Here is a 22,348-nt window from a genome sequence, read left to right on the forward strand (position 1 = left end):
GGCTCGGGGGAGAATGAAGTGGCACCAAACGGCAGGCATAGGCCGTCGCGCATGATTCTGCGCGCAGGCGAATCTGGCCTGAAAGCCCGCGCCGCAAACCCTGTGGGGGCACGTCCGTGATCCTCGACCGCTATTTCGCACGCCGTTTCATGCAGAGCTTTCTGGTTATCGGCGGCATTTTCCTGACATTGATGATTCTGATCGACCTGATCGAACAGCTACGCCGCTTCGATGATGTCGATCTGTCTTTTAGTCGGTTGCTGCACCTGACCTTGCTCAACACGCCTGCCGCAATCAGCGAAATGCTGCCCCTGCTGGTTATTCTCTCCACGATCGCCCTGTTTGTCGGGCTAGCGCGCACCTCGGAACTGGTGGTGACCCGCGCTACTGGCCGATCCGGCATCCGCGCGTTGCTGGCCCCGGTTTTGCTTGCGCTGACCATCGGCGCGCTTGCCGTAGCGCTGTTGAATCCGATTGCCGCCGCCACATCCGAAGAGTTTCAGCGCCTCTCCGACTCGTATCGCAACAATGGCAGTTCAGCACTGTCGATCAGCAGCGAGGGCCTGTGGCTGCGCCAAAGCGCGGAAAACGGTCAGGCGGTGGTTCACGCCCGGGGCACGTCGAACGGCGACACACTGGGATTGAATGACGTGACCATCATCACCTTTGCGCGCAACGGCAAGCCAACCCAACAGATTCTCGCCGACCGGGCCGAGTTGGAAGACGGCAATTGGGTTCTGTCCCACGCCAAAATCTGGACGTTGGAGGACGGGCAGAACCCTGAAACCAACGCGGTGGAACACGAACGGCTGGAACTGCCAACGACCCTGACGCGCGAGCGTATTCTGGATACGCTGGGCAAACAGGATTCGGTTTCGGTCTATGACCTGCCACAGCTGATCCGTGACCTGCGCGAGGCTGGGTTCTCGACCAAGCAATACGAGGTTTGGCTTCAAGTGCAGTTGGCCCGCCCCTTATTTCTGGTCGCTATGGTTTTGATTGGCGCGGCCTTCACAATGCGACACGTGCGCTTTGGCGGAACCGGGATTGCTGTTCTCACGGCGGTTCTGCTGGGCTTTTCCATCTATTTCGTACGCAACTTCGCACAAATTCTAGGGGAAAACGGACAATTGCCCATATACGTCGCCGCCTGGGCCCCGCCCTTTGCTGCAATTCTCTTGTCACTTGGTTTATTGCTGCACGCGGAGGACGGCTGATGCGGCGTATTGCACCTTTGTTGCTGACAAGCGCGCTGGCCTTGTCCGTTCCCTTGGGCCTCGCCGCCCAGACGGCTCCGACGCAGACGCAGGGTCAAGGATCCACGGAACAGGAACAGCCCGCTCTTCTGGTCGCCGACAGAGTCTTTATCACGCCCGAGCGCAAGCTGGTGGCCGAAGGCAATGTCGAAGCCTTTCAGGGCGACGTCAAACTGTCCGCACGGCGCGTGACCTATGACCGCGAAACCGGCGAGCTTTTGCTCGAAGGCCCCATTCGCATCGATCAGGGCGGGCAAACGACAATTCTGGCGGATTCAGCACAGCTGGACAGCGGCATCCAGAACGGGTTGCTGATCGGCGCGCGGATGGTGTTCGACCAGCAGGTTCAGATCGCCTCGGTCCAGGCGCAGCGCGCCTCGGGGCGTTATACACAATTCAGCAAGGTTTCGGCCACGTCGTGCCATGTCTGCGCAAACGGCAAGCCGCCGCTCTGGCAGATCAGGGCCCGCAAGGTGACGCATGACCAGTTGGAACGTCAGTTGTATTTCGAGGGCGCGCAGCTTCGTGTTCTGGACTACCCGGTGTTTTACTTTCCCTACCTGCGCCTGCCGGACCCGACACTGGACCGTGCGACCGGCTTTCTGGTCCCGTCCATCCGCAGCACGTCTCAGCTGGGCACCGGAGTACAGATTCCGTATTTCTTCAAGATCGGCGATCACAAGGATCTGACGCTGACCCCCTATATTTCAGCCAGCACAAAAACGCTCGGCTATCGCTATCGTCAGGCCTTTGTAAACGGCCGCATTCAGATCGAAGGCGCCTATACCCGCGATGACATCCAGCAGAATCAGGACCGCGGCTATCTCTTCGCCAATGGCTGGTTCAATCTGAAGAATGACTTCCGGTTGACCTTCAATCTGCAGACCACATCCGACGACGCCTATCTTGCCGATTACGGCCTGCCGGATCTGGACCGTTTGCGCAGTGAAATCGCACTTGAACGGATCAAGCGGGATACCGCGTTCAGAACCAGCTTTATCCATTACAAGACCCTGCGTGACAGCGAAAATCAGGACGATATCCCATCCCGTGTGTTTGATCTGAACTACGAGAAACGTTTTTTCCCCAGCACTGTGGGAGGGGAAATCCGATTAGGCTTTCTCAGCCACGCGCACGAACGCACCAGCGATGTCGACGTTACTGGCCGCGACATCGCACGGGCGACCTTTGATGCGGAATGGTTGCGCAGCTGGACCTTTGCCTCCGGCCTTCGGGCTGACGCACAATTTGGGGCGTCGATTGATACGTTCGACATTCGCCACGACAGCAACTTTCCGGATCGGGTCACCCGAACAACCCCGCGCGCAGCGCTGACGCTGCGTTATCCCATGACACGACGGGAACAGTCCGGAGCGACCCAGTTCCTTGAGCCGATCGCACAGTTCGGATGGACTGATGTATCCGACACGGATGTTCCAAACGACGAAAGCACCTTTCAGGAGTTTGATCAGGGTAACCTGCTGTCGCTGTCGCGTTTCCCTGCGGATGACCAGCGCGAAGATGGCGCCACCGCCGTTGTCGGTGTCAATTGGGCCCGGTACGGCGCTGACGGCCGGCAGGCTCTGGCCACGGTCGGTCAGGTCTTTCGCGCGGATGCCGACCCGGATTTCAACCTGACATCCGGTTTGCAGGGTACATCCTCGGATATTTTGCTGGCCGGACAGATCAGAACGGCAAACGGCTGGTCCCTCGCCGGGCGCGGCTTGCTCGACGGTGATTTCAGTTTCTCCAAGGCCGAATTGCGCGGCGGATGGCAGCGACAGGGCGCAAACGTGTCCGGCAGCTACATCTGGCAAGAAACCGACCCGGCCGAAAATGCCAATGACGAGATTTCCGAGATCTGGTTGCTTGGCAACTATCAGATTGACCGGAACTGGCTGACCGGGGCCGAAGCACGGTACGATCTGAGCGAATCCGAACCCATTCGTCTTGGCCTTGACCTGACCTACCAGAACGAGTGTGTTCAGGTTAACATGTCCGTAAGCAGACGCTTTACTTCAACATCAACTATTGAGCCTTCGACCGAATTCGGCTTTACCCTGTCGCTGACAGGATACGCCATCGAAGGCGGTGGTAATACATACAAGAGAAAATGCAGTTGATATCAGGTTTCTCCAGATTTCTTCGTTCCGGTTGGTTTAAACCGGTCACGCCGGCACTGGCCGCCGTTTTCCTCGCCTTTGCAACGCCGCATGTCAGCGCCCAGAGCTTGTTCTCGCCAGCGGTGCGCGTCAATCAGGACGTTGTCACCTGGTACGAGCTGGAACAGCGGCAGCAGTTTCTGGATGCATTGGGCTCGTCCGGCAGTTCCGAGGCCGAGGTTCGTCAAACCCTGATCGACGACCGCCTGCGCAAACAGGCCATGCGCGAGGCCGGTATCGTTGCCGCCCCCGAAGATGTGCAGGTAGGTATCGATGAATTTGCCGCCCGTGGGCGGCTGACGACCGAGCAATTCCTGCAATTGCTGAGTGATGCGGGCGTTGATCCGGAAACCGTCCGGGACTTTGTGGCCGACCAGTTGTCCTGGCGGGATTATGTCAGCGCACGTTTTCTGTCTCAGGCCAGACCCACCGAAGACGAAATCAACCGGGCGCTCGGTCAGTCCGGTGGGGGTGGTCTACAGGTGCTGCTGTCCGAGGTCATTATCCCCGTCAATCCACAGACGTTGGCGCAGACCGAGCTGTTGGCCGAAGAAATCTCGCAAGTGCAGGGATTCGATGCCTTCTCGTCCGCTGCCGCCCAGTATTCGGCTGCCGCGACTCGCGAAGATGGTGGTCGTCTGGACTGGCTGAACATCACCAACCTGCCGCCCGCGCTGCAACCAGTGATTCTGGGCCTCAAGAATGGTGAGATCACCGATCCGCTGACCCTGCCCAACGCCATCGCGCTGTTCCAGTTGCGGGGCCTGCGCGAGGTCGCGACCGGCACGCCAAGCTATTCCGAAATCGATTACGCCATCTATTACCTGCCCGGCGGCCGCAGCGCTGATGCTCTGGCGTCTGCTGCACGGCTGAAAGAGGATATCGACACCTGCGATGACCTTTATGGTATCGCGAAAGATCAACCCGCAGACGTGCTGGAGCGTATTTCGGCCAGCCCGTCCGACATCCCGCGTGATGTGGCGGTGGAATTGGCCAAACTCGATCCAAATGAGGTTTCAACAACTCTGACCCGCAACAACGGACAGACCTTGATGTTCCTGATGATGTGCAACCGAACCCGTAATCTGGGTGAAGATACCTCTCGTGAGGACGTGGCCAACGCCCTGACCCAACAGCGCTTGCAAACCTTTGCAGAAAGCCTGTTGGAACAACTTCGGGCCGACGCGACCATCATCGAGCAATGACGGCCCCGATCGCGCTCAGCTGCGGTGACCCGGCCGGAATCGGTCCGGAAATCGCAGCCAAGGCGTGGCATCAGTTGCGGGACACCTGCCCGTTTTTCTATATCGGCGATGCGGCTCACCTGCCCGGTGACACGCCAACACGGCGGATCACGACCCCTTGGGAGGCTGGGACCGTCAGCGCAACCGCCCTGCCCGTGCTGCAATTGGATTTCCCTCTCCCAAACGTACCGGGCCAGCCCGAACCTGCCAACGCGCCGTCGGTGATTGACGCTATCGAACTGGGGGTCACGCTGGTCAGGTCCGGTGCCGCCTCGGCGCTGTGCACGGCGCCCATCAATAAACGGGCCCTGATCGACGGTGCCGGATTCGCCTATCCCGGCCATACCGAGTTTCTGGCAGCACTCGCCGGGCGTGAGCGGGTGGTCATGATGCTGGCCAGTGACCAACTGCGCGTCGTCCCGGCCACCATTCACATCCCGTTGTCCCGCGTTCCTCAGGAACTGACCCCGGACCTGTTGCGCGACACCATCGCCATCACTGCAGACGGCCTGCGCCATCAATTCGGTATCGCCCATCCCCGCATCGCTGTGGCTGGCCTTAATCCTCATGCGGGCGAAGGTGGCAAGATGGGGACCGAAGAACTGGACTGGATCGCCCCTTTGTTGGCAGAACTCGCCCTCGAAGACTGCTCTGTCACCGGTCCACATCCGGCAGATACCATGTTCCACACCGCTGCCCGCGCCCGCTATGACGCCGCGATTGCAATGTATCACGACCAGGCGCTGATCCCGATCAAGACGCTGGATTTTGACCGGGGCGTGAACGTGACGCTGGGCCTGCCCTTCATCCGCACATCGCCCGACCATGGCACCGCGCTGGATATTGCCGGAACAGGCACCGCCAACCCGTCCAGCCTGATCGAGGCCCTGAAACTCGCTCAAAAGATGGCATCCAGATCATGAGCACGATCGACAACCTCCCCCCTCTGCGCGAGGTCATTGCGGCCCACCAGCTGTCCGCCCGCAAATCGCTGGGCCAGAACTTTCTGCTGGACCTGAACCTGACCGCCAAGATCGCTCGTCAGGCCGGTGATCTGACGGAATGTGACGTGCTGGAAATCGGCCCCGGCCCCGGTGGGTTGACCCGCGGGTTGCTGTCCGAAGGCGCCCGCACAGTCGTCGCCGTGGAAAAAGACACCCGCTGCATCGCTGCACTGAACGATATCGCCGCCGCCTATCCCGGTCGGCTCGAAGTGATCAACGGGGACGCCTTGGAAATCGATCCACTGGCGCATTTGACGCCACCGATTCGGATCGCGGCCAATCTGCCGTACAATGTTGGAACCGAGCTTCTGGTGCGCTGGCTGACCCCACCGGAATGGCCGCCGTTCTGGCAAAGCCTGACCTTGATGTTCCAGCGCGAAGTTGCAGAACGCATCGTTGCCCAACCCGGTAGCAAGGCCTATGGCAGGTTGGCGCTCCTTGCCCAATGGCGGGCCGAAGCACGCATCGCCTTGTCATTACCCCCCGGGGCTTTCACCCCACCGCCCAAGGTTTCCAGCGCTGTGGTTCACCTGACCGCGCTGCCCCAGCCGCGCTATCCTGCTGATGCCGCAACCCTGTCGCGCGTCGTTGCAGCCGCCTTCAATCAACGCCGCAAGATGCTGCGCGCCTCGCTTAAGGGCGTGGCCCCGGATATCGAGGATCGCCTGACCGCCGCCGGGATCAAACCCACGGACCGGGCCGAGCAGATCCCGCTCGAAGCGTTCTGCGCACTGGCCCGCGAAATCCGAAAGTCCTGAAACACCTCAAAACTAAAAAACCCCGGCACATCGACCGGGGTTTTCTTTGTTTCGACGCCTGCGCGCTGATTATTCAGCTGCCTCAGGCGCATCTCCGTTGTCTTTCGCCGCTTCTTCCTTGGCCGCTGGTGCGGCTTTGGGCTTGCGGGCACGCGGCTTGCGCGGGGGTTTTTCCTTGCGCTCCGGCGCTGCAACGGCCTCGGCCGGTACGTCTTCCTGGCTTTCCGGGGTTTCGACCAGACCACTTTCCGGGGTTGCGGGTTCAGACCCGAAATCCATCACATCGGGCTGCGGCGCCTCGGCCGGGTCCGCCTGACGGGCCGCTTCGCGTTCCTGACGCTCGGCGCGTTCGCGGTCACGTTCGGCCTGACGTTCACGGTTCTGGCGGTCCTGCTCTTCGCGGCGCGCATCGATCTCGCGCTGCGCTTCGCTCAGCATCCGCAGATAGTGCTCGGCATGCTGTTGGAAGTTTTCGGCCGCCACGCGGTCATTCGACAGTTGGGCATCGCGCGCCAACTGATTGTACTTGTCAATGATTTGCTGCGGCGTGCCACGCACTTTACCTTCCGGACCCGAGCTGTCGAAAACCCGGTTTACGACGTTGCCGCCAGAAGGACGATTGCGGTTGTTCTTGGCCCGCGAGCGGGATTTGGAAGATCTCATCTTACTTTACGTCAGCCTTATCAATTCGCTGTCGATCAACTCGTACCTTACGCTGCTCTGAGGCTTGTGCCGTACCGTGTCGTCGACTTTTTTGGGCTTGCGTCAGGGGTGCGCTGAAACAGCGTCAACCTCGCCGACTGATCCTGAGTAAGCATGTCCAGCGCGCGCAAACAAGGGGTTTTTCCGGATTATCGCAGCTTTTTTACATAAACCGGCGTTTTTCGGCCTCAGTTACAGGGGTCAACCCGGCATTCTTGCGCCGACAACCCGGTCGCGCCCATCCAGATCAGGAATGACGCGAATGTCAGACAAACCTGTTGCGTCAAACAATGCGGATACATCCGCAGCCTGCGTTGGCCCGATCTCAACCAGAATACGCCCGCCCGGTGTCAGGAAATCGGGTGCGTCCGCAGCAATGCGGCGATAGGCGTCCAAGCCGTCATTCTCGTCCGTCAGCGCCAGCCGTGGTTCATGCTCGCGGACTTCCGGCGACAATTCGTCCATTTCAGTCAGCGAGATATAGGGCGGATTCGCGACAATCAAATCGAACAAACCGTCAACCGATGCAAACCAATCGGATGCCCGGATTTCGACCCTGCCCTGAACCTCGTGCTGAACGGCGTTTGCACTGGCTTGCAAGCAGGCTGCCTCGCTCAGGTCAACCCCGATACCCGAGGCGCTGATCCGTTCCGCCAGCAGCGTGATCAGGATACAGCCTGATCCGACCCCCAGATCCAGCACGTGATCAAAAGGTTCGCTCAGGGCCGCTTCGATCAGCGCCTCGGTTTCCGGTCGCGGATCCAGAACATCGCGGCTGACGCGGAACCTGCGGCCGTAAAACGCGCGCTCGCCCAGCAGATGAGAAACAGGCACCCGAATGGCGCGCAGCGAAATCAGCTGATCATACCGCTCAGCAATATCCGGCGATAATTCCTCTGGAGCAATCAACGTGACCCGGCTGGCCTCGATCCGTGCGGCATGGGCCAGCAACAGCCGCGCATCACGCGCCGGGTCATCTACACCTGCCGCACGCAAACGCGCTGTTGCAGCCACCATCGCCTGCGCTGCCGTCTGCGCCCCGGTCATTGCGCCATCTCAGCCAACAGGCGGGCCTGATCATTAGCAGTCAACGCAGTGATCACCTCGTCCAGATCGCCCTGCATCACCTGATCCAGCTTATAAAGCGTCAGATTGATCCTGTGGTCCGTCATGCGGCCTTGCGGAAAATTATACGTCCGGATGCGTTCGGACCGGTCGCCTGATCCCACCTGACTGGCACGATCCGCCGACCGCTCACTGTCGATCCGCTGCCGCTCCTGATCAAACAGGCGTGTCTTCAACACCTGCATCGCAATTTCGCGGTTTCGGTGCTGCGATTTTTCCGAACTGGTCACGACGATGCCGCTGGGCAGGTGCGTGATCCGAACCGCCGAATCCGTTGTGTTCACGTGCTGCCCACCGGCACCCGAGCTGCGCATCGTATCGATCCGGATATCATTCGCGTCGATCTGAATGTCCACATCTTCGGCTTCGGGCAGCACCGCCACGGTCGCGGCCGAGGTGTGAATGCGCCCGCCGCTTTCGGTCTCGGGCACGCGCTGCACCCGGTGCACACCGGATTCGTATTTCATCCGGGCGAAAACGTTGTCGCCCTTGATATGGGCAACGACCTCTTTGATCCCGCCCAGATCCGACACCTGTTCTTCTATAATCTCGAATTTCCAGCCCCGCGCCTCGGCATAGCGCTGGTACATGCGCAACAGATCGCCCGCGAACAGGGCCGCTTCGTCCCCTCCCGTACCGGGGCGAATTTCCAGCATCGCCGGACGCACGTCTGCTGCATCCTTGGGCAAAAGCGTCAATTGCAGCGCATGCTCGGCGTCAGGAATCCGGGCCTGAAGCTGCGGAATTTCTTCCTCAGCCAATTCCTTCATGTCCGGATCAGCCAGCATAGCCTGCGCTTCGGCCAGATCGCCGACCAGTTGCCGCCAGGCCATGATCTGATCCACCACAGGTTTGAGGTCGGAATATTCTTTGGCCAAAGCCGCAATATCCCCGCCCGAGGCACCATCGGCCATGGCAGCTTCGAGATACTGGAAACGTTGGGTGATCTGTTCAAGACGTTCTTCGGGGATCATTCGGGCGGTGTCTATCATCCCGGGGCTTTGGTCAAGACCTTGCCCTGTGCTAAGCTACCGCACATGAAACGGATTGTTCTGATTTTGACACTCTGCGCGACACCCGCCCTGGCCGATGTGACCGGCCCCGGCGGCAAGGTACAGGATTGCTATTGCACGGATAAATCGGGCACCCGCGTCGAGCTGGGCGAAATGATCTGCCTGCAGGTCGATGGCCGCATGTTCATGGCGCAATGTCAGATGTCGCTGAACGTGCCGATGTGGCGCGAGGTACAGGAAGGCTGCCTATCCTCAGGGCTGCAACAAAGCGAGCCACCCATCAACACGGCCTCGATTTACCCCAAAATCTGATCTTCCAAAGCGCAGACGGCCATGGATACGCAGGGTGTCACCATCCTGTTGCACCGTCGTGTAATCTGGAAAGCCGATCACCGGGGTGCGGGTAACGTAGGTGATCACCCCCTCTTCCACCGAGCCGGTCAGAACACGCGTGCGTGGCGACGTGCGTGCAATGGCATCCAGACGTTCCAGACCATCAGGACCGGTTTCCACAAGACGCAAGACGCCGCCCCGATCATTTCGGTCCACATCGCCAACGGGTGCTACATGCCAGCGCCCGGGATCGGACGGGGCCAGACGAATATAGGCGCCCATCAGAACAACCGCGCCAACGACCAGCCAGAGACCCATCTTTTTCATCCCAACTCCATCCTCTCAAAAACCCTATTCGGAACGGATCTGGCGGCAAGGCACAACGACCCAACCTACCGCGACGTCACACCCGGCAAAATGCACACCAGCTCAAACAACAGGTTTGCAGCCGTTAACGCGGTGTTGCCCGATGGATCATACGGCGGGGACACCTCGACCAGATCACACCCCACCACGTTCACCCCACCTAGCGCATGGATCAACTGCAATGCCTGCGGCGTGGACAGCCCGGCAATTTCGGGCGTACCGGTGCCAGGGGCAAAAGACGGGTCCAGACTGTCGATATCATAGGTGATGTAGACCGGGTGGTCGCCAATCGTCTTGCGGATTTGCGAGCCGATCTCGGTCAGGTTCTGCTGCCACAGCTCCCAAGCGGGGAACTGACGGAATCCCCATTCCTTGGCCTCGGTAAAGTCTGACGCCGCATAGCCCGAGCCGCGAATGCCAATCTGAAACGTTTTGTCGGGGACGATCAGCCCCTCTTCGTATGCCCGGCGAAAGACGGTGCCGTGGGTTTCCTTTTCGCCGAACATCTCGTCATTCACATCCGCATGGGCATCCACATGTATCAGTGCAACAGGCCCGTGTTTCGCCGCAATTGCCCGCAGGATCGGCAGGGTGATCGAATGATCGCCACCCATCGCAACCGGAATCACATCCTGCGCCAGAATGGCGTCGTAGCTTTCTTTGATGATCTTCAAACTGTCCGGCAGCGAAAATGTGTTGATTGCCAGATCGCCGATATCCGCAATCTGCAGGCTGTCGAAGGGCGCCGCAGACGTGGCCATGTTATAGGGCCGGATCATCGCGCTTTCGCTGCGGATCTGTTTCGGGCCGAACCGCGTACCAGATCGCCACGATGTCCCGATATCCATGGGAATGCCCAGAACCGCAACATCCAGCCCCGCCAACGCGCCGGCCTGAGGCAGCCGCATAAAGGTGTTCGGCCCCGAGAACCGCGCCAGATCATTGCCGCTGATCGGTTGATTGAATTCAGTCATGAGCGTTCTTCCCAGCCCGTTTGATCCCTTAGCACAGCAAATAACGGCAACATGGCTAACCAAAGGTTAAAGTCGGGGACAAAGACCGGGCTTAGATCGTTGATGCCAAAGCTCAGGCAAACCGGACCGCCGCCGACAACACCCTTGATCTTTTGCGCCACCGCAATTGGACCTGACTGTTGGCATCTTCCAACACCAAATCATCGGATTCCTTTCGGCGCCCCGTTCAACCCAATGGCTGTGCTTTTTCCACGATCCGCGCAAAAAAGGATGCGCCAACCGGCGCAATCTCGTCGTTGAAATTGTATTTCGGGTGGTGCAGGCCAGCCCCCTCACCCTGCCCCAGAAACAGATAAGCCCCCGGCCGGGCTTGCAGCATGTACGAGAAATCCTCGGCCCCCATGTCCCGGCCAATCGTGTCGACCACGCGATCATCGCCTGAAATCTCACGCGCCACCTCGGCTGCAAAGGCGCATTTGCCAGCGTCGTTGATCGTGGCCGGATAACCGACCTCATAATCCAAATCGGCCTCGACCCCGTACGAGGCCGCCTGCCCCTGCACGATCTGCGTCATCCGCTCCATCACCATCTTCTGCACCTGTGGATCAAAGGTACGCACGGTGCCGTTCAGATACGCAGTATCCGGGATCACGTTATCGATCGTTCCGGTATGGATCTGCGTGACCGAGACGACCAGATCTTCAACCGCATAATGGTTACGGCTGACAATGGTCTGAATGGCCTGTGCAATCCCACATGCCGCCATCACCGGATCGCGGGTCTGATGCGGCATGGCGCCGTGCCCACCAACGCCCTGAATATTGATGTGGAACGTATCCACAGCCGCCATGATGGGTCCGGGCGTGGTATAGAAAGCACCCTCGGCGTTACCCGGATCATTGTGCAAGGCAAAGACCTGGGAAATGTCGAACCGATCCATAATACCTTCTTCGACCATCACCCCGGCACCGCCGCCGTTTTCCTCGGCTGGTTGAAAGATCAGCGCCACCCGACCCCGGAAATTTCGCGTTTCCGCCAGATATCGCGCCGCACCCAGCAACATTGTTGTGTGCCCGTCATGCCCGCAGGCATGCATCTTGCCGGGGTTCGTCGAGGCATAGTCCAACCCCGTTTCCTCGGGGATCGGCAGCCCGTCCATATCGGCACGCAAACCAATGGTCGGCCCCTCGCCGTGCCCGTTGATGATCGCGACGATCCCGGTCTTGGCGATTCCGTCATGCAGCTCATCGACACCGAACTCACGCAGACGTTCGACCACAAACGCCGCCGTTTCATGGCATTCGAACTCCAGCTCGGGGATCGTATGCAGGTGCTGGCGCCACGTGGCCATGTCGGCGGCGTAGTCGGCAATACGGTTCACAACAGGCATATGGGGTGGACTCCTGATCCAAGCTGCGGGATGTCTGCATCTGACACCGGAACAAAGGGCTTCGCAATGGCTGAAAATCCGCTGATCCATGATCACGACGCTGGCATCGAGCGTCTGTTGGAAATCATGCGCCGGTTGCGTGACCCGCAATCCGGCTGCCCGTGGGATATCGAGCAGGACTTCGGCACCATCGCCCCCTACACGATCGAAGAAGCCTATGAGGTCGCCGACGCCATCGAACGTCAAGCCTGGGACGAATTGAAGGGCGAGCTGGGCGACCTGCTGTTCCAATCGGTGTTCCACGCTCAGATGGCCGAAGAGGCCGGACATTTCGCCTTTCAGGACGTGGTGCGCACCATGTCTGACAAGATGGTCGCCCGTCATCCACATGTGTTCGGCAACGAATCCCGCGACAAATCGGCGGAACAACAGACTCTGGACTGGGAAACCATCAAGGCGGCAGAGCGCGCTGGAAAGGCGCAGCAAGGTGCGCTGGACGGCGTCGCACCCAACCTGCCCGCCCTGCTGCGCGCCCACAAACTGCAAAACCGCGCGGCGCGTGTGGGGTTCGACTGGCCGGACGCCAGCCATGTGCTGAACAAGATCACCGAAGAAGCTGCCGAACTGGAAGAGGCGCGCGACGCCAAGGACGCAGACGCGCTCGAGGATGAGTTCGGCGATCTGCTGTTCGTGATGGTCAATCTGGGCCGCCATCTCGGGATTGAACCCGAGGCCGCCCTGCGCCGCACCAACGCCAAGTTCACCCGCCGTTTCGAACAGGTCGAATCCCGGCTGGCTGCGCGTGGCAAGGCCCCCACCGATAGCACCTTGGAGGAAATGGATGCGCTGTGGGACGAGGTCAAAACCGAGGAACACCGCGCCAACGGCAAACTCCCGCCTGTAAGCGCCGCAACCGAGGCCTGAAACCGCTGGACAAGTCAGGCGACACTTGCCAGTGTCCGCGCTTCAATTCCCCGGAGGCAACCCATGGCACCGCGCAAGATCATCATCGACACCGATCCGGGACAGGACGACGCCGTCGCCATTTTGCTAGCGCTGGCCAGCCCCGCCGAGATCGAGGTTCTGGGGATCACCGCCGTTGCCGGCAACGTGCCGCTGGAATTGACCGCCAAGAACGCCCGTATCGTGTGCGAGCTGGCAGGCCACACTGAGATACCCGTCTATGCCGGATGCGACCGCCCGCTGAATCGCCCGCTGATCACGGCCGAGCATGTCCACGGCAAAACCGGTCTTGATGGCCCGAACTTGCCCGATCCGCAGATGCAACTGACCGAAGGGCATGCCGTCGATTTCATCATCGACACCCTGCGCGCGCATGAACCCGGTACCGTTACACTCTGCCCCTTAGGTCCCCTAACCAACATCGCGACGGCCTTCCAGAAAGCCCCGGATGTCGTGGACCGCGTGCAGGAAATCGTTTTGATGGGCGGCGCCTATTTTGAGGTTGGAAACATCACTCCAACAGCCGAGTTCAACATTCATGTTGATCCGGAAGCCGCTGACATCGTGTTTAAATCTGGAAAGCAGATTGTGGTCATGCCCCTCGACGTCACCCACAAGGCGCTGGTCACTCAATCCCGCAATGACGCCTTTCGCGCTATCGGCAGCAAGGTCGGTATCGCAGTTGCCGAAATGACCGATTTCTTTGAACGCTTCGACAAGGAAAAATACGGCAGCGCAGGCGCTCCACTGCATGACCCTTGCGTCACCGCATACCTGATCAGACCCGAGCTTTTCAAAGGCCGCCACGTGAACGTTGAAATCGAAACCCAGTCCGAGCTGACACTGGGCATGACCGTCGCAGACTGGTGGGGTGTCACCGACCGACCGCCCAACGCGATGTTCATGGGGGATCTGGACGCCGACGGCTTTTTTGCCCTGCTCAAAGACCGTCTGGCGCAGCTATGAGCGCCGCCCTCCGCCTGGCTCGCCCCGAAGATCTGGATCGCCTGATGGGTCTGGTCGCCGCCTTCCACACCGAGGCCGGTATCGATCAGGACGCCGATCAACGGCGCGAAGCTTTGATGCCGCTGCTGGAAGGCATCCCGCACGGCTGCATTTACCTGATCGGTCCGGGCCGCGCGCCACTGGGATACATCATCCTGACCTTCGGCTGGTCGGTCGAGTTTGGCGGCATGGACGGCTTTGTCGACGAAATCTACATCCGCCCCGCCGTGCGAGGCCGTGGCATTGCCACCGAAGTGCTGTTGGAACTTCCAAAGGCGCTGGCCGAGGCCGGGCTGACCGCCCTGCACCTCGAAGTCGATCGCGATAACCAGTCGGCGCAAAAGCTGTATCTGCGCACCGGATTCAAACCCCGCGACCGCTACATGCTGATGAGCAACGTGCTTTAGCGCGACTCGCCGCGGAAAATCAGACCCGGATTATAAAACATCTCCTGGACCGGATCATCCGACGAGACCTTGTCACCGGTAATCGGATAGGTCCCCGGCCCGGCACACGCCGCCATCAATCCAATCGAAAACATGGAAAGTGTCAGAAGGAATTTTGATACAGGCATCGTCTTCCCCTTTTCTGCAATCCAGACAGATTAGGACGCGACGCTTGAGGGTGGTTAGGAACAAATTCACACATAAGTGTATTTATGTAGACGAATTTTTGCCAATGAACTTTATCAAAACCCGATAGCAGGCTGTGAGACCTAAATAAAACCCTATTTGCTTACGCCTGATTCTGATCGTTCGGAACGCAAAGGCATTTCAAAAAACAGCAGATGATCTTTCGCAATCTCTGGAATATCAGAGTACGCGCCCCGCAGTTGAAAGCCCAGCGACAAGTACAAACGAGTCGCCGCTTCCAGCGGTTTGCCCGTGTCCATTCGGATAAAATCATAACCACCGTCCCGACACCGTTCGATCAGCGCCAGCATGATCGCACAGCCTGTTCCGGTTCCGCGCGCTGTGTCGTTCACAAACACCCGCTTGATCTCGGCTATGCCCGGTTCGATGGTGTGATACATACCGCACCCGACAGGCTGGCCGTCCAGCAAAGCCAGCAGGGCACCTCCGTTCGGCGGCGTATGCTCGGTCTCGATCGCATCCATCAAACGGACGTATTTCTCATGAGGGTACAGCGTCTGAACGACCTCCTCCGTTGTGGAGTCCAGCGACAGCAAAAAATCCCGGTAGTCCCAACACAAACGCCGGACAGCATCAAACTGATCCGGCGTTTGTGGATTGATAATACTCAGCAAAACATGATCCTCGGATGAATTCCGAGGATCATCTTAGCACCGCATCCGTTATTTGCGAAGGATAGACGCCCCAGCGTATTCCGCTACCTCGCCCAGCGATTCCTCGATGCGGATCAGCTGGTTGTACTTGGCCAACCGGTCCGACCGCGCCAGCGATCCGGTTTTGATCTGACCGCAATTGGTCGCCACGGCCAGATCGGCAATGGTGGCATCCTCAGTCTCGCCCGAGCGGTGCGACATCACGTTGGTGTAACGCGCGCGGTGAGCCATATCGACGGCGCGCAGAGTTTCGGTCAGCGAGCCGATCTGATTCACCTTGACCAGCATCGAGTTTGCGCAACCGCGCTTGATCCCTTCGGCCAGACGGGTGGGGTTGGTTACGAACAGATCGTCACCCACCAGCTGTACCTTGTCGCCGATGGCATCGGTCAAGGCTTTCCAGCCGTCCCAGTCATCCTCGGACATGCCATCTTCGATCGAGATGATCGGATAGTCGTTGACCAGCGCCGCAAGATAGTCGGCATTTTCCTCGGACGTCAGAGTTTTACCCTCACCCGACAGGACGTATTTGCCATCCTTGTAGTATTCAGTCGCCGCGCAATCCAATGCCAGATGGATTTCCTCACCCGGCTTGTAACCTGCCTTTTCAATGGACTTCAGGACGAAATCCAATGCTTCGCGGGTCGAGGCAATATTGGGTGCAAAGCCACCCTCGTCCCCGATACCAGTACTTAGGCCAGCAGCAGACAGCTCTTTCTTCAGCGTGTGGAACACTTCGGAGCCCATGCGCACCGCTTCACGGATATTGCTGGCCGACACCGGCATGATCATGAATTCCTGAATGTCGATCGGGTTGTCCGCATGCTCACCACCGTTGATGATGTTCATCATCGGCACCGGCAGAATCCGCGCCGAGGTGCCGCCGACATACCGATACAAAGGTTGCGTGGTGAAATCCGCGGCAGCCTTCGCAGTTGCCAGCGAAACACCCAGAATGGCGTTCGCACCCAGGCGGCTTTTGTTCTCGGTCCCATCCAGTTCGATCATCGCGCCGTCGATGGCCACCTGCTCGGTGGCGTCAAAGCCAACCAGCTCTTCTGCGATCTCGCCGTTGACGGCAGCAACCGCCTCCAACACGCCCTTGCCCATGTAACGGGACTTGTCGCCGTCTCGCTTTTCCACCGCCTCATAGGCGCCTGTCGACGCACCGGATGGTACAGCGGCGCGGCCCATAGTGCCGTCTTCGAGGATCACGTCCACCTCGACCGTGGGGTTACCCCGGCTGTCCAGAATTTCGCGTGCGTGGATGTCGATGATGGTGCTCATGATACCGGTCCCTAAAGATGCCTTCGGTTGCATGCCTCATAGCAGCAAGCGACCAAAAGTAAACCAGCACCGCTATCGCTAACACCTACATTTTTCGGCGTTTAGGGCTAACAGTTTCCTGTTTGCGCCAACCTGCGACGATCCGTCAGTGTGCGACCGCCGCCATTTCACGGGCCAGCCGGCGCTCTCGAATGAATGTATACATACCCGAGCCGATGATCAGCGAGGCCCCGGCCATCGTCATCGCATCAGGGCGCTCGCCAAACATCAGCATCCCGGCCAGGATCGAAAACACCAGCCGGGTGTACCGGAACGGTGTCAGAGCCGAGGCCTCGCCGACCCGCATGGCTGTCACAATGCCATAATATCCCAGAACGCCGAAACCGATCGCGCCCATGTAAGGACCGATCTGCATCGCCTGTAGTGGCACCGCAGGTTGCGCGGAAAAGACCATCAACGCGCCCCCGGCCAGCGCGACGGCGACATAGGCCTGCAGCGCAACAACGGACGAAGCCACGCGAACATCCAGCCTGCGGGTAATCAGATCACGAGCAGCAATGGCAACTACGGTGGCCACAACAAACAGCGACTCGGGGCGGAACCCCTCCAACCCGGGGCGGATGATCATCAGAACCCCTATGAACCCGACACCAATAGCACTCCAACGCCGCCAACCAACCTGTTCGCCCAGAAACAGCGCAGCCCCCATGGTCACAGCCAGCGGCATCGCCTGAAATACCGCAGCCACAGTGGATAATTCGACCAGAGACAACGCGGTCACAAATGTCAGCGCCCCAACAGCTTCAGCCCCTGCACGGGCCATCGGCAATACTTGCCAGGCCACGGGATCAAAGATGCGTTTGCGCGTTGCCAATGACATGAGAACGAAAACGAGCCCGCAAAATACACCGAGAACAACCATGACCTGGCCGGTCGATACACTGATCGACAGATGCTTGATGAACATGTCCTCAAGCGAAAAGGCCGCCATTGATGCGACGACCAGCAAAATGCCGTTTATGTTGTTCATGCGTGTTTCCGTTGGAACAGGCACACAAAACTGTCGCCTTCAGTCGCAGCAAAAACGAATGTTCCGCGCTGAGGCAAGCATTATCACTCTTCAATTGATGAAATGTATTGCTACGATCCATCGCGTTTCGTGATATGTCAGTCCTTTTTCAGCGGCACGCCGTACAGTTCCAGCCGATGACCCTTCAGCTTGTATCCAAGCTTTGCCGCGATTTTCTCTTGCAGAGCCTCGATTTCGGGGTCAACGAACTCGATCACTTCGCCAGATTGCATATCGATCAGGTGGTCATGGTGATCCCGCTCGGCATCCTCATACCGTGCACGACCGTCACCGAATTCCAGACGTTCGAGAATGCCGGCCTCTTCGAACAGTTTGACCGTGCGATAGACGGTGGCGATCGAAATCCCCGAATCCATCGCCGAAGCGCGTGCATACAGCTCCTCGACATCAGGATGGTCGTCGCTCTGCTCCAGAACATGTGCGATGGTGCGCCTCTGGCCCGTCATACGCAGCCCTTTGTCCTCGCAACGTGCGATGATCGTGTCCGACATGATGCCTCTCAGGAATTGCCCGGATTTTTTTCTTATTACGTCTGCGCGCCCAGCGCCACAGGGATTCGTCTTGTGTCATGCGGCCCTCACCCCAGGCGCTGCAGGTCCACCCAGATCGGCAGGTGATCGGATGCGATATGCGCCGGACGCGCGCCATGCACTCCGTGAGCCGTGGCATCGACCCCCTGCCCCAGTGCAATACGGTCCAGCGCCCCCAGAGGCTGCGCAGCGGGAAAGCTGGGCATCGGTGGCAGGAACCGCATCTCGGGCGCCAGATTGTCCAGCACGGGATGGCGCGACCATTCATTGAAATCGCCGGCCCAGACGGTCGGCATATGATCCAGGTCCGCATCACAGCGCCGGATATGCGTGATCTGCCGCCGCCGGGACGCAGGCAGCAGCCCCAGATGCATTCCCATCACGCGCAGCGGTCCGATCTGCGTGTCAAATTCCACCCGCACCGCGCCCCGGGGCTCCAGCCCCGGTAGTTCGTGATGCCCAGTCTTCCTGACCGTGATGCGATCCCCACGCCAGATCACCGCATTGCCATGCCAGCCCAGACTGCCCGCGCCGCCCAGATCGACGATCTGCCATCCGGCCTCATCCAACATGAAGTGCGGCAATGCCGCTGGCCGAGGGGGCAAGCGCTTGTCGGCCTCTTGCAATACCACGATATCGGCCTGCATCCCCTCCAGCACCTGCAAGATGCGCTGCGGCTGACGACGGAAATCCAAGCCCACGCATTTCTGGATGTTGTAACTGGCAAGGCGCAGGGTCGAAAGATCTGTCATGTCATCCCGGGTGTTTACGGTGTGATCAAGGATCACCTCAGCCAGCGGCAGGCGCAACCCCGTCTTTCACACATCAACGATCATTCCGGACCGTTAGTGCAAGGCAGGTGTTGGCCACACCCCGGCAAGTGGCTAGTAGTAAGGCTGTTTGATACCTCATCAGGACAGTGCAAGATGACAACCCCGAACCCGAACCGCAGAAAACAGCTTGAGGGGCGGTCTCTCATCATGGCGATGTGGGGCAATCTGTTCATGGCGGCGGCGGGCATAGTCGCCGGCGTGCTGTCAAACTCGAACGCGATCATGATGGATGGCTTGTTCTCGTTGATCGGGTTTGGATCAGCCTTCCTGGGCCGGCGGATCAGCTTTCGCCTCGACGCAGGCCCCGACAAGCTGCGCCCGTTCGGATACGCGGCGGACGAAGCGATCTTTTCCACCTTCCGCTCTCTTTCCCTGCTGGGTCTGGTTCTGTTCGCCATCACCAATGCGATCAAGAACATTTACAGTTATCTCAACGGCATAATGCCCGAGCCCCTGAACTTTGCCCCGATGTTCGTCTATTTCGCACTGATCGGAGCGACCTGTGTGCTCCTGTGGGCGTTCCATCATTTTACCTGGCGCCGCACTGGAAGAAACAGCTCGATCCTGCGGCTCGAGGCCAAGGCGGCCTTGTTCGATGGCCTGATTACCGCCGCAGCGGGTGTTGGACTGGCGGCGATCTACCTGTTCCGGGACGGTCCGCTGGCACCGGTAGCGCCGGTGGGCGATTCGATTATCGTCCTGGTGCTGTGTCTTCTGGCCATTGGGTCTTATGTGCGTGATTTCTGGGGTGGTCTGGGAGAGCTGGCAAGTGTCTCCGCCAGCCCGGAACATCTTGCCTCGGCCCGCCGCGCCCTGCGTGCTACGATTTCCGATGATGGGGGTGCTCTGCGGGACATGTCGGTGACCAAACAGGGTCGGGCCTTTCTTGTCACCGTCTACTACGATCCGCGCCGCCCGGTCACAGCGGCTGAGATGGATGCCCTGAACCTGCGGATGATCCGGGATGCCCGCACGGCGCTTACTGAGGCGGACGTGTTCCTGATGATCACCGAACACCCGCGACGTTGGCCAGACGCGATCAACCCCAATCAGGATAACCCGTAACCCATCCTTGGGTCCTATATCAGGTTCCACAAAAGGTTGCGTGAACCACTTCGCTCTCTGATGGCGGGCGGGTCAGGTCCACCTGATCCGGCCAGTCCGAGTATGGCTGTGACAGTACCGCATTCAGCCGGTAGAACGGCGCATAATCCCCTTGCACCGCAGCCTCGATCATCTGTTCGACCCGATGGTTGCGCGGGATGAAGGCCGGGTTGGCCGCCGCCATCACCTCTTGCGGTGTTGCCTCACGCGCCAAACGCGCCTGCCAACCTTCGGCCCAGCCATCAAACGCCTCTGGATCGGTGAACTGATCACGCGCCCTGTCTCCGCCCAGCGCCCGGAACGTGTTGGTGAAATCCGCCTGATTCTGCGCCATGCGGGTCAGCAGGCCCGAGATCATCTCAAGATCACCCGTTTCCTCTGTCGTCAGGCCAATCTTGGCCCGAAAGCGCGCCAGCCAGTTTTCCTGCAGCAGATCGGGCATTGCATGGACAATCTCGGTGGCCTCTTCAACAGCCGCCTCCTTGTCCTCCATCTGCTGGATCAACGAGGTCGCCAGCTGCGCCACGTTCCACACGGCAATCTCGGGCTGGTTGGAATAGGCATACCGCCCCATCCGGTCAATCGAGCTGAAGACAGTATTGGGATGATAGCCATCCATGAAGGCGCACGGTCCGTAATCGATAGTCTCACCGGCGATCGAGCAATTGTCGGTATTCATCACCCCATGGATAAACCCGACACTCATCCACCCCGCGATCAGCCGCGCCTGCCCATCACGCACGGCACGCAACAGGCCCATCGGCCCGTCGGCGTCAGGATAGTGGCGCGCAATGGCGTACTCCGTCAGACGTCGCAAACTGTCCAACTGCCCGCGCGCGGCAAAAACCTGAAACGTGCCAACCCGCAGATGGCTCTGCGCCACACGGGTCAGAACCGCACCGGGCATCGGACCTTCACGCAGAACATTCTCACCGGTCTCAACCGCCGCCAGCGCGCGCGTGGTCGGAATGCCCAGCGCATGCATCGCCTCGGACACAACAAACTCTCGCAGCACCGGCCCCAGCCAGGCCCGCCCATCCCCTTGGCGCGAGAACGGCGTGGGCCCCGAACCCTTGAGCTGAATGTCCCGTCGCACGCCATCCGTGCCTACGGTTTCGCCCAGCAACACGGCACGCCCGTCGCCAAGCTGCGGGTTGTAGTGGCCAAACTGATGCCCCGAATACAGCTGCGCCAGCGGCTCGGCCCCTTCCGGTATGGTGTTACCGGCAAAGGCCTCGGCCATTTCCTGAACATCTCCGGGCGTGATCTGCAAAAGCCGGGCGAGATCTTCGTTGAATGCGATCATCTGCGGTGCGCGCACGGGAACCGGCGCTTGCCGCGCAAAGAACGCGTTCGGCAGGCGGGCGTAAGAGTTGTCAAAGGGGATCATCAGGGACATGCGGCAAACATATGCCCCCGGCACACGATTGCCATAGCGGATTACGCCGTCGCGTGCATAATCGCCCGAAACATGAGGGCCCACATGACCGCGCAAGAGATCATCGACCACCTACAGCTGCAACAACACCCCGAAGGCGGCTGGTTCAAGGAAACCTGGCGCGCTGACAATCCGGGCCGTGCCACCGGCACCTGCATCTATTTTCTGCTGTCCGAAGGCGAGAGCAGCCACTGGCACCGTGTCGACGCGACCGAGATCTGGCTCTATCACTCCGGCGCGCCGCTGATCCTGTCGCTCAGTGAAACCGATGAGGGGCCAGCCACCGAACACACGCTAACCCCGGACCTGTCCCTTGGCGCGCCGCAGTTAATTGTTCCCAAAGGCCACTGGCAAGCCGCCCGCAGCACCGGAGCGTACACGCTTGTCTCTTGCACCGTCTCGCCGGGCTTCGAATTCGAAGGTTTCGAACTCGCTGCGCCCGGGTTCGACATTCCACACGGCTGA

General features: G+C 59.6%; 24 protein-coding genes. 11 read left to right on the forward strand and 13 right to left on the reverse strand.

Going from position 1 to position 22,348, the window contains the following annotated elements:
* The first annotated feature begins 116 nt into the window (after positions 1-116).
* From lptG to rsmA, 5 genes are read left to right on the forward strand one after another with little or no spacing between them, the layout of a single operon-like run.
* On the forward strand, positions 117-1,217 hold the full coding sequence (gene lptG / locus HW561_RS06790; protein WP_176862994.1) for an LPS export ABC transporter permease LptG: 1,101 nt from the start codon (positions 117-119) through the stop codon (positions 1,215-1,217).
* Positions 1,217-3,379, forward strand: a complete 2,163-nt coding sequence (locus HW561_RS06795) for an LPS-assembly protein LptD (protein WP_176862996.1) — start codon at positions 1,217-1,219, stop codon at positions 3,377-3,379. The genes lptG and HW561_RS06795 overlap by 1 nt, the downstream gene beginning before the upstream one ends.
* The gene (locus tag HW561_RS06800) at positions 3,370-4,623 is read left to right on the forward strand and encodes a peptidylprolyl isomerase (RefSeq protein WP_176862998.1); all 1,254 of its coding nucleotides are present in this window, start codon (positions 3,370-3,372) and stop codon (positions 4,621-4,623) included. Before HW561_RS06795 ends, HW561_RS06800 begins: the two co-directional genes overlap by 10 nt.
* A complete protein-coding gene (gene pdxA, locus HW561_RS06805; protein ID WP_176863000.1) occupies positions 4,620-5,585 on the forward strand; it encodes a 4-hydroxythreonine-4-phosphate dehydrogenase PdxA in 966 nt (321 codons plus the stop codon). Before HW561_RS06800 ends, pdxA begins: the two co-directional genes overlap by 4 nt.
* Positions 5,582-6,424: a 16S rRNA (adenine(1518)-N(6)/adenine(1519)-N(6))-dimethyltransferase RsmA gene (gene rsmA, locus HW561_RS06810; protein ID WP_176863002.1), complete on the forward strand. Its 843-nt coding sequence runs from the start codon at positions 5,582-5,584 to the stop codon at positions 6,422-6,424. Before pdxA ends, rsmA begins: the two co-directional genes overlap by 4 nt.
* A 69-nt stretch (positions 6,425-6,493) precedes the next feature.
* Here rsmA and HW561_RS06815 read toward each other — a convergent pair whose 3' ends face one another.
* The 3 genes from HW561_RS06815 to prfA all read right to left on the reverse strand — a co-directional run bounded on the left by HW561_RS06815 (position 6,494) and on the right by prfA (position 9,225).
* Complete coding sequence (locus HW561_RS06815) at positions 6,494-7,087, reverse strand: DUF4167 domain-containing protein (protein WP_176863004.1); 594 nt, start codon at positions 7,085-7,087, stop codon at positions 6,494-6,496.
* 240 nt (positions 7,088-7,327) lie between these two features.
* Positions 7,328-8,173, reverse strand: a complete 846-nt coding sequence (prmC, locus tag HW561_RS06820) for a peptide chain release factor N(5)-glutamine methyltransferase (protein WP_176863006.1) — start codon at positions 8,171-8,173, stop codon at positions 7,328-7,330.
* Complete coding sequence (prfA, locus tag HW561_RS06825; RefSeq protein WP_176863659.1) at positions 8,170-9,225, reverse strand: peptide chain release factor 1; 1,056 nt, start codon at positions 9,223-9,225, stop codon at positions 8,170-8,172. Before prfA ends, prmC begins: the two co-directional genes overlap by 4 nt.
* Positions 9,226-9,288: 63 nt before the next feature.
* On the opposite strand from prfA, the gene HW561_RS06830 reads away from it, so the two are divergent.
* Positions 9,289-9,576: a hypothetical protein gene (locus HW561_RS06830; protein ID WP_176863008.1), complete on the forward strand. Its 288-nt coding sequence runs from the start codon at positions 9,289-9,291 to the stop codon at positions 9,574-9,576.
* Here HW561_RS06830 and HW561_RS06835 read toward each other — a convergent pair.
* From HW561_RS06835 to HW561_RS06845, 3 genes are all read right to left on the reverse strand, one after another.
* Positions 9,517-9,924 (reverse strand): DUF1499 domain-containing protein, encoded by a 408-nt coding sequence (locus HW561_RS06835; RefSeq protein ID WP_176863010.1) that lies wholly within the window; start codon positions 9,922-9,924, stop codon positions 9,517-9,519. The two genes, HW561_RS06830 and HW561_RS06835, sit on opposite strands and share 60 nt — an antisense overlap.
* Before the next feature lie 65 nt (positions 9,925-9,989).
* A complete protein-coding gene (gene speB, locus HW561_RS06840; protein WP_176863012.1) occupies positions 9,990-10,937 on the reverse strand; it encodes an agmatinase in 948 nt (315 codons plus the stop codon).
* A gap of 226 nt (positions 10,938-11,163) precedes the next feature.
* The gene (locus HW561_RS06845; RefSeq protein ID WP_176863014.1) at positions 11,164-12,327 is read right to left on the reverse strand and encodes a M20 aminoacylase family protein; all 1,164 of its coding nucleotides are present in this window, start codon (positions 12,325-12,327) and stop codon (positions 11,164-11,166) included.
* Positions 12,328-12,393: 66 nt separating this feature from the next.
* Here HW561_RS06845 and mazG point away from each other — a divergent pair, with 66 nt between their 5' ends.
* The 3 genes from mazG to HW561_RS06860 all read left to right on the forward strand — a co-directional run bounded on the left by mazG (position 12,394) and on the right by HW561_RS06860 (position 14,702).
* Complete coding sequence (gene mazG, locus HW561_RS06850) at positions 12,394-13,251, forward strand: nucleoside triphosphate pyrophosphohydrolase (RefSeq protein ID WP_176863016.1); 858 nt, start codon at positions 12,394-12,396, stop codon at positions 13,249-13,251.
* A gap of 63 nt (positions 13,252-13,314) precedes the next feature.
* The gene (locus tag HW561_RS06855; protein ID WP_176863018.1) at positions 13,315-14,256 is read left to right on the forward strand and encodes a nucleoside hydrolase; all 942 of its coding nucleotides are present in this window, start codon (positions 13,315-13,317) and stop codon (positions 14,254-14,256) included.
* Positions 14,253-14,702, forward strand: coding sequence for a GNAT family N-acetyltransferase (locus tag HW561_RS06860; protein WP_176863020.1), 450 nt, complete (start codon positions 14,253-14,255; stop codon positions 14,700-14,702). The genes HW561_RS06855 and HW561_RS06860 overlap by 4 nt, the downstream gene beginning before the upstream one ends.
* Here HW561_RS06860 and HW561_RS06865 read toward each other — a convergent pair.
* The 6 genes from HW561_RS06865 to HW561_RS06890 all read right to left on the reverse strand — a co-directional run bounded on the left by HW561_RS06865 (position 14,699) and on the right by HW561_RS06890 (position 19,260).
* A complete protein-coding gene (locus HW561_RS06865; RefSeq protein WP_176863022.1) occupies positions 14,699-14,869 on the reverse strand; it encodes a hypothetical protein in 171 nt (56 codons plus the stop codon). The two genes, HW561_RS06860 and HW561_RS06865, sit on opposite strands and share 4 nt — an antisense overlap.
* A 153-nt stretch (positions 14,870-15,022) precedes the next feature.
* Positions 15,023-15,562: a GNAT family N-acetyltransferase gene (locus tag HW561_RS06870; protein WP_176863024.1), complete on the reverse strand. Its 540-nt coding sequence runs from the start codon at positions 15,560-15,562 to the stop codon at positions 15,023-15,025.
* A gap of 48 nt (positions 15,563-15,610) precedes the next feature.
* On the reverse strand, positions 15,611-16,888 hold the full coding sequence (gene eno, locus HW561_RS06875) for a phosphopyruvate hydratase (protein WP_176863026.1): 1,278 nt from the start codon (positions 16,886-16,888) through the stop codon (positions 15,611-15,613).
* A 145-nt stretch (positions 16,889-17,033) separates the two neighbouring features.
* Positions 17,034-17,918: a DMT family transporter gene (locus HW561_RS06880; protein ID WP_176863028.1), complete on the reverse strand. Its 885-nt coding sequence runs from the start codon at positions 17,916-17,918 to the stop codon at positions 17,034-17,036.
* Between the two features lie 137 nt (positions 17,919-18,055).
* On the reverse strand, positions 18,056-18,469 hold the full coding sequence (locus HW561_RS06885) for a Fur family transcriptional regulator (protein WP_176863029.1): 414 nt from the start codon (positions 18,467-18,469) through the stop codon (positions 18,056-18,058).
* An 86-nt stretch (positions 18,470-18,555) separates the two neighbouring features.
* Positions 18,556-19,260 (reverse strand): endonuclease/exonuclease/phosphatase family protein, encoded by a 705-nt coding sequence (locus tag HW561_RS06890; protein ID WP_176863661.1) that lies wholly within the window; start codon positions 19,258-19,260, stop codon positions 18,556-18,558.
* Positions 19,261-19,434: 174 nt separating this feature from the next.
* Here HW561_RS06890 and HW561_RS06895 point away from each other — a divergent pair, with 174 nt between their 5' ends.
* Positions 19,435-20,406 carry a cation transporter gene (locus tag HW561_RS06895; protein WP_176863031.1) on the forward strand — a complete coding sequence of 324 codons (972 nt, stop codon included), beginning with the start codon at positions 19,435-19,437 and terminating at the stop codon, positions 20,404-20,406.
* Positions 20,407-20,425: 19 nt separating this feature from the next.
* On the opposite strand, the gene HW561_RS06900 is transcribed toward HW561_RS06895, so the two are convergent.
* Positions 20,426-21,844, reverse strand: coding sequence for a protein adenylyltransferase SelO (locus tag HW561_RS06900; protein ID WP_176863663.1), 1,419 nt, complete (start codon positions 21,842-21,844; stop codon positions 20,426-20,428).
* Positions 21,845-21,928: 84 nt separating this feature from the next.
* On the opposite strand from HW561_RS06900, the gene HW561_RS06905 reads away from it, so the two are divergent.
* Entirely contained in the window at positions 21,929-22,348 is a 420-nt protein-coding gene (locus tag HW561_RS06905) for a cupin domain-containing protein (RefSeq protein ID WP_176863033.1), read from the forward strand.

This window comes from Ruegeria haliotis (assembly GCF_013377785.1).
GTDB lineage: Bacteria > Pseudomonadota > Alphaproteobacteria > Rhodobacterales > Rhodobacteraceae > Ruegeria > Ruegeria haliotis.

Bases quoted from the DNA above. Each gene is read 5' to 3' on its own strand.
- HW561_RS06795 (WP_176862996.1), top strand. From the start codon at position 1,217: ATGCGGCGTATTGCACCTTTGTTGCTGACAAGCGCGCTGGCCTTGTCC.
- HW561_RS06800 (WP_176862998.1), top strand. From the start codon at position 3,370: ATGCAGTTGATATCAGGTTTCTCCAGATTTCTTCGTTCCGGTTGGTTT.
- pdxA (WP_176863000.1), top strand. From the start codon at position 4,620: ATGACGGCCCCGATCGCGCTCAGCTGCGGTGACCCGGCCGGAATCGGT.
- rsmA (WP_176863002.1), top strand. From the start codon at position 5,582: ATGAGCACGATCGACAACCTCCCCCCTCTGCGCGAGGTCATTGCGGCC.
- HW561_RS06815 (WP_176863004.1), bottom strand. From the start codon at position 7,087: ATGAGATCTTCCAAATCCCGCTCGCGGGCCAAGAACAACCGCAATCGT.
- prmC (WP_176863006.1), bottom strand. From the start codon at position 8,173: ATGACCGGGGCGCAGACGGCAGCGCAGGCGATGGTGGCTGCAACAGCG.
- prfA (WP_176863659.1), bottom strand. From the start codon at position 9,225: ATGATCCCCGAAGAACGTCTTGAACAGATCACCCAACGTTTCCAGTAT.
- HW561_RS06830 (WP_176863008.1), top strand. From the start codon at position 9,289: ATGAAACGGATTGTTCTGATTTTGACACTCTGCGCGACACCCGCCCTG.
- HW561_RS06835 (WP_176863010.1), bottom strand. From the start codon at position 9,924: ATGAAAAAGATGGGTCTCTGGCTGGTCGTTGGCGCGGTTGTTCTGATG.
- speB (WP_176863012.1), bottom strand. From the start codon at position 10,937: ATGACTGAATTCAATCAACCGATCAGCGGCAATGATCTGGCGCGGTTC.
- HW561_RS06845 (WP_176863014.1), bottom strand. From the start codon at position 12,327: ATGCCTGTTGTGAACCGTATTGCCGACTACGCCGCCGACATGGCCACG.
- mazG (WP_176863016.1), top strand. From the start codon at position 12,394: ATGGCTGAAAATCCGCTGATCCATGATCACGACGCTGGCATCGAGCGT.
- HW561_RS06855 (WP_176863018.1), top strand. From the start codon at position 13,315: ATGGCACCGCGCAAGATCATCATCGACACCGATCCGGGACAGGACGAC.
- HW561_RS06860 (WP_176863020.1), top strand. From the start codon at position 14,253: ATGAGCGCCGCCCTCCGCCTGGCTCGCCCCGAAGATCTGGATCGCCTG.
- HW561_RS06865 (WP_176863022.1), bottom strand. From the start codon at position 14,869: ATGCCTGTATCAAAATTCCTTCTGACACTTTCCATGTTTTCGATTGGA.
- eno (WP_176863026.1), bottom strand. From the start codon at position 16,888: ATGAGCACCATCATCGACATCCACGCACGCGAAATTCTGGACAGCCGG.
- HW561_RS06880 (WP_176863028.1), bottom strand. From the start codon at position 17,918: ATGAACAACATAAACGGCATTTTGCTGGTCGTCGCATCAATGGCGGCC.
- HW561_RS06885 (WP_176863029.1), bottom strand. From the start codon at position 18,469: ATGTCGGACACGATCATCGCACGTTGCGAGGACAAAGGGCTGCGTATG.
- HW561_RS06890 (WP_176863661.1), bottom strand. From the start codon at position 19,260: ATGACAGATCTTTCGACCCTGCGCCTTGCCAGTTACAACATCCAGAAA.
- HW561_RS06895 (WP_176863031.1), top strand. From the start codon at position 19,435: ATGACAACCCCGAACCCGAACCGCAGAAAACAGCTTGAGGGGCGGTCT.
- HW561_RS06900 (WP_176863663.1), bottom strand. From the start codon at position 21,844: ATGTCCCTGATGATCCCCTTTGACAACTCTTACGCCCGCCTGCCGAAC.
- HW561_RS06905 (WP_176863033.1), top strand. From the start codon at position 21,929: ATGACCGCGCAAGAGATCATCGACCACCTACAGCTGCAACAACACCCC.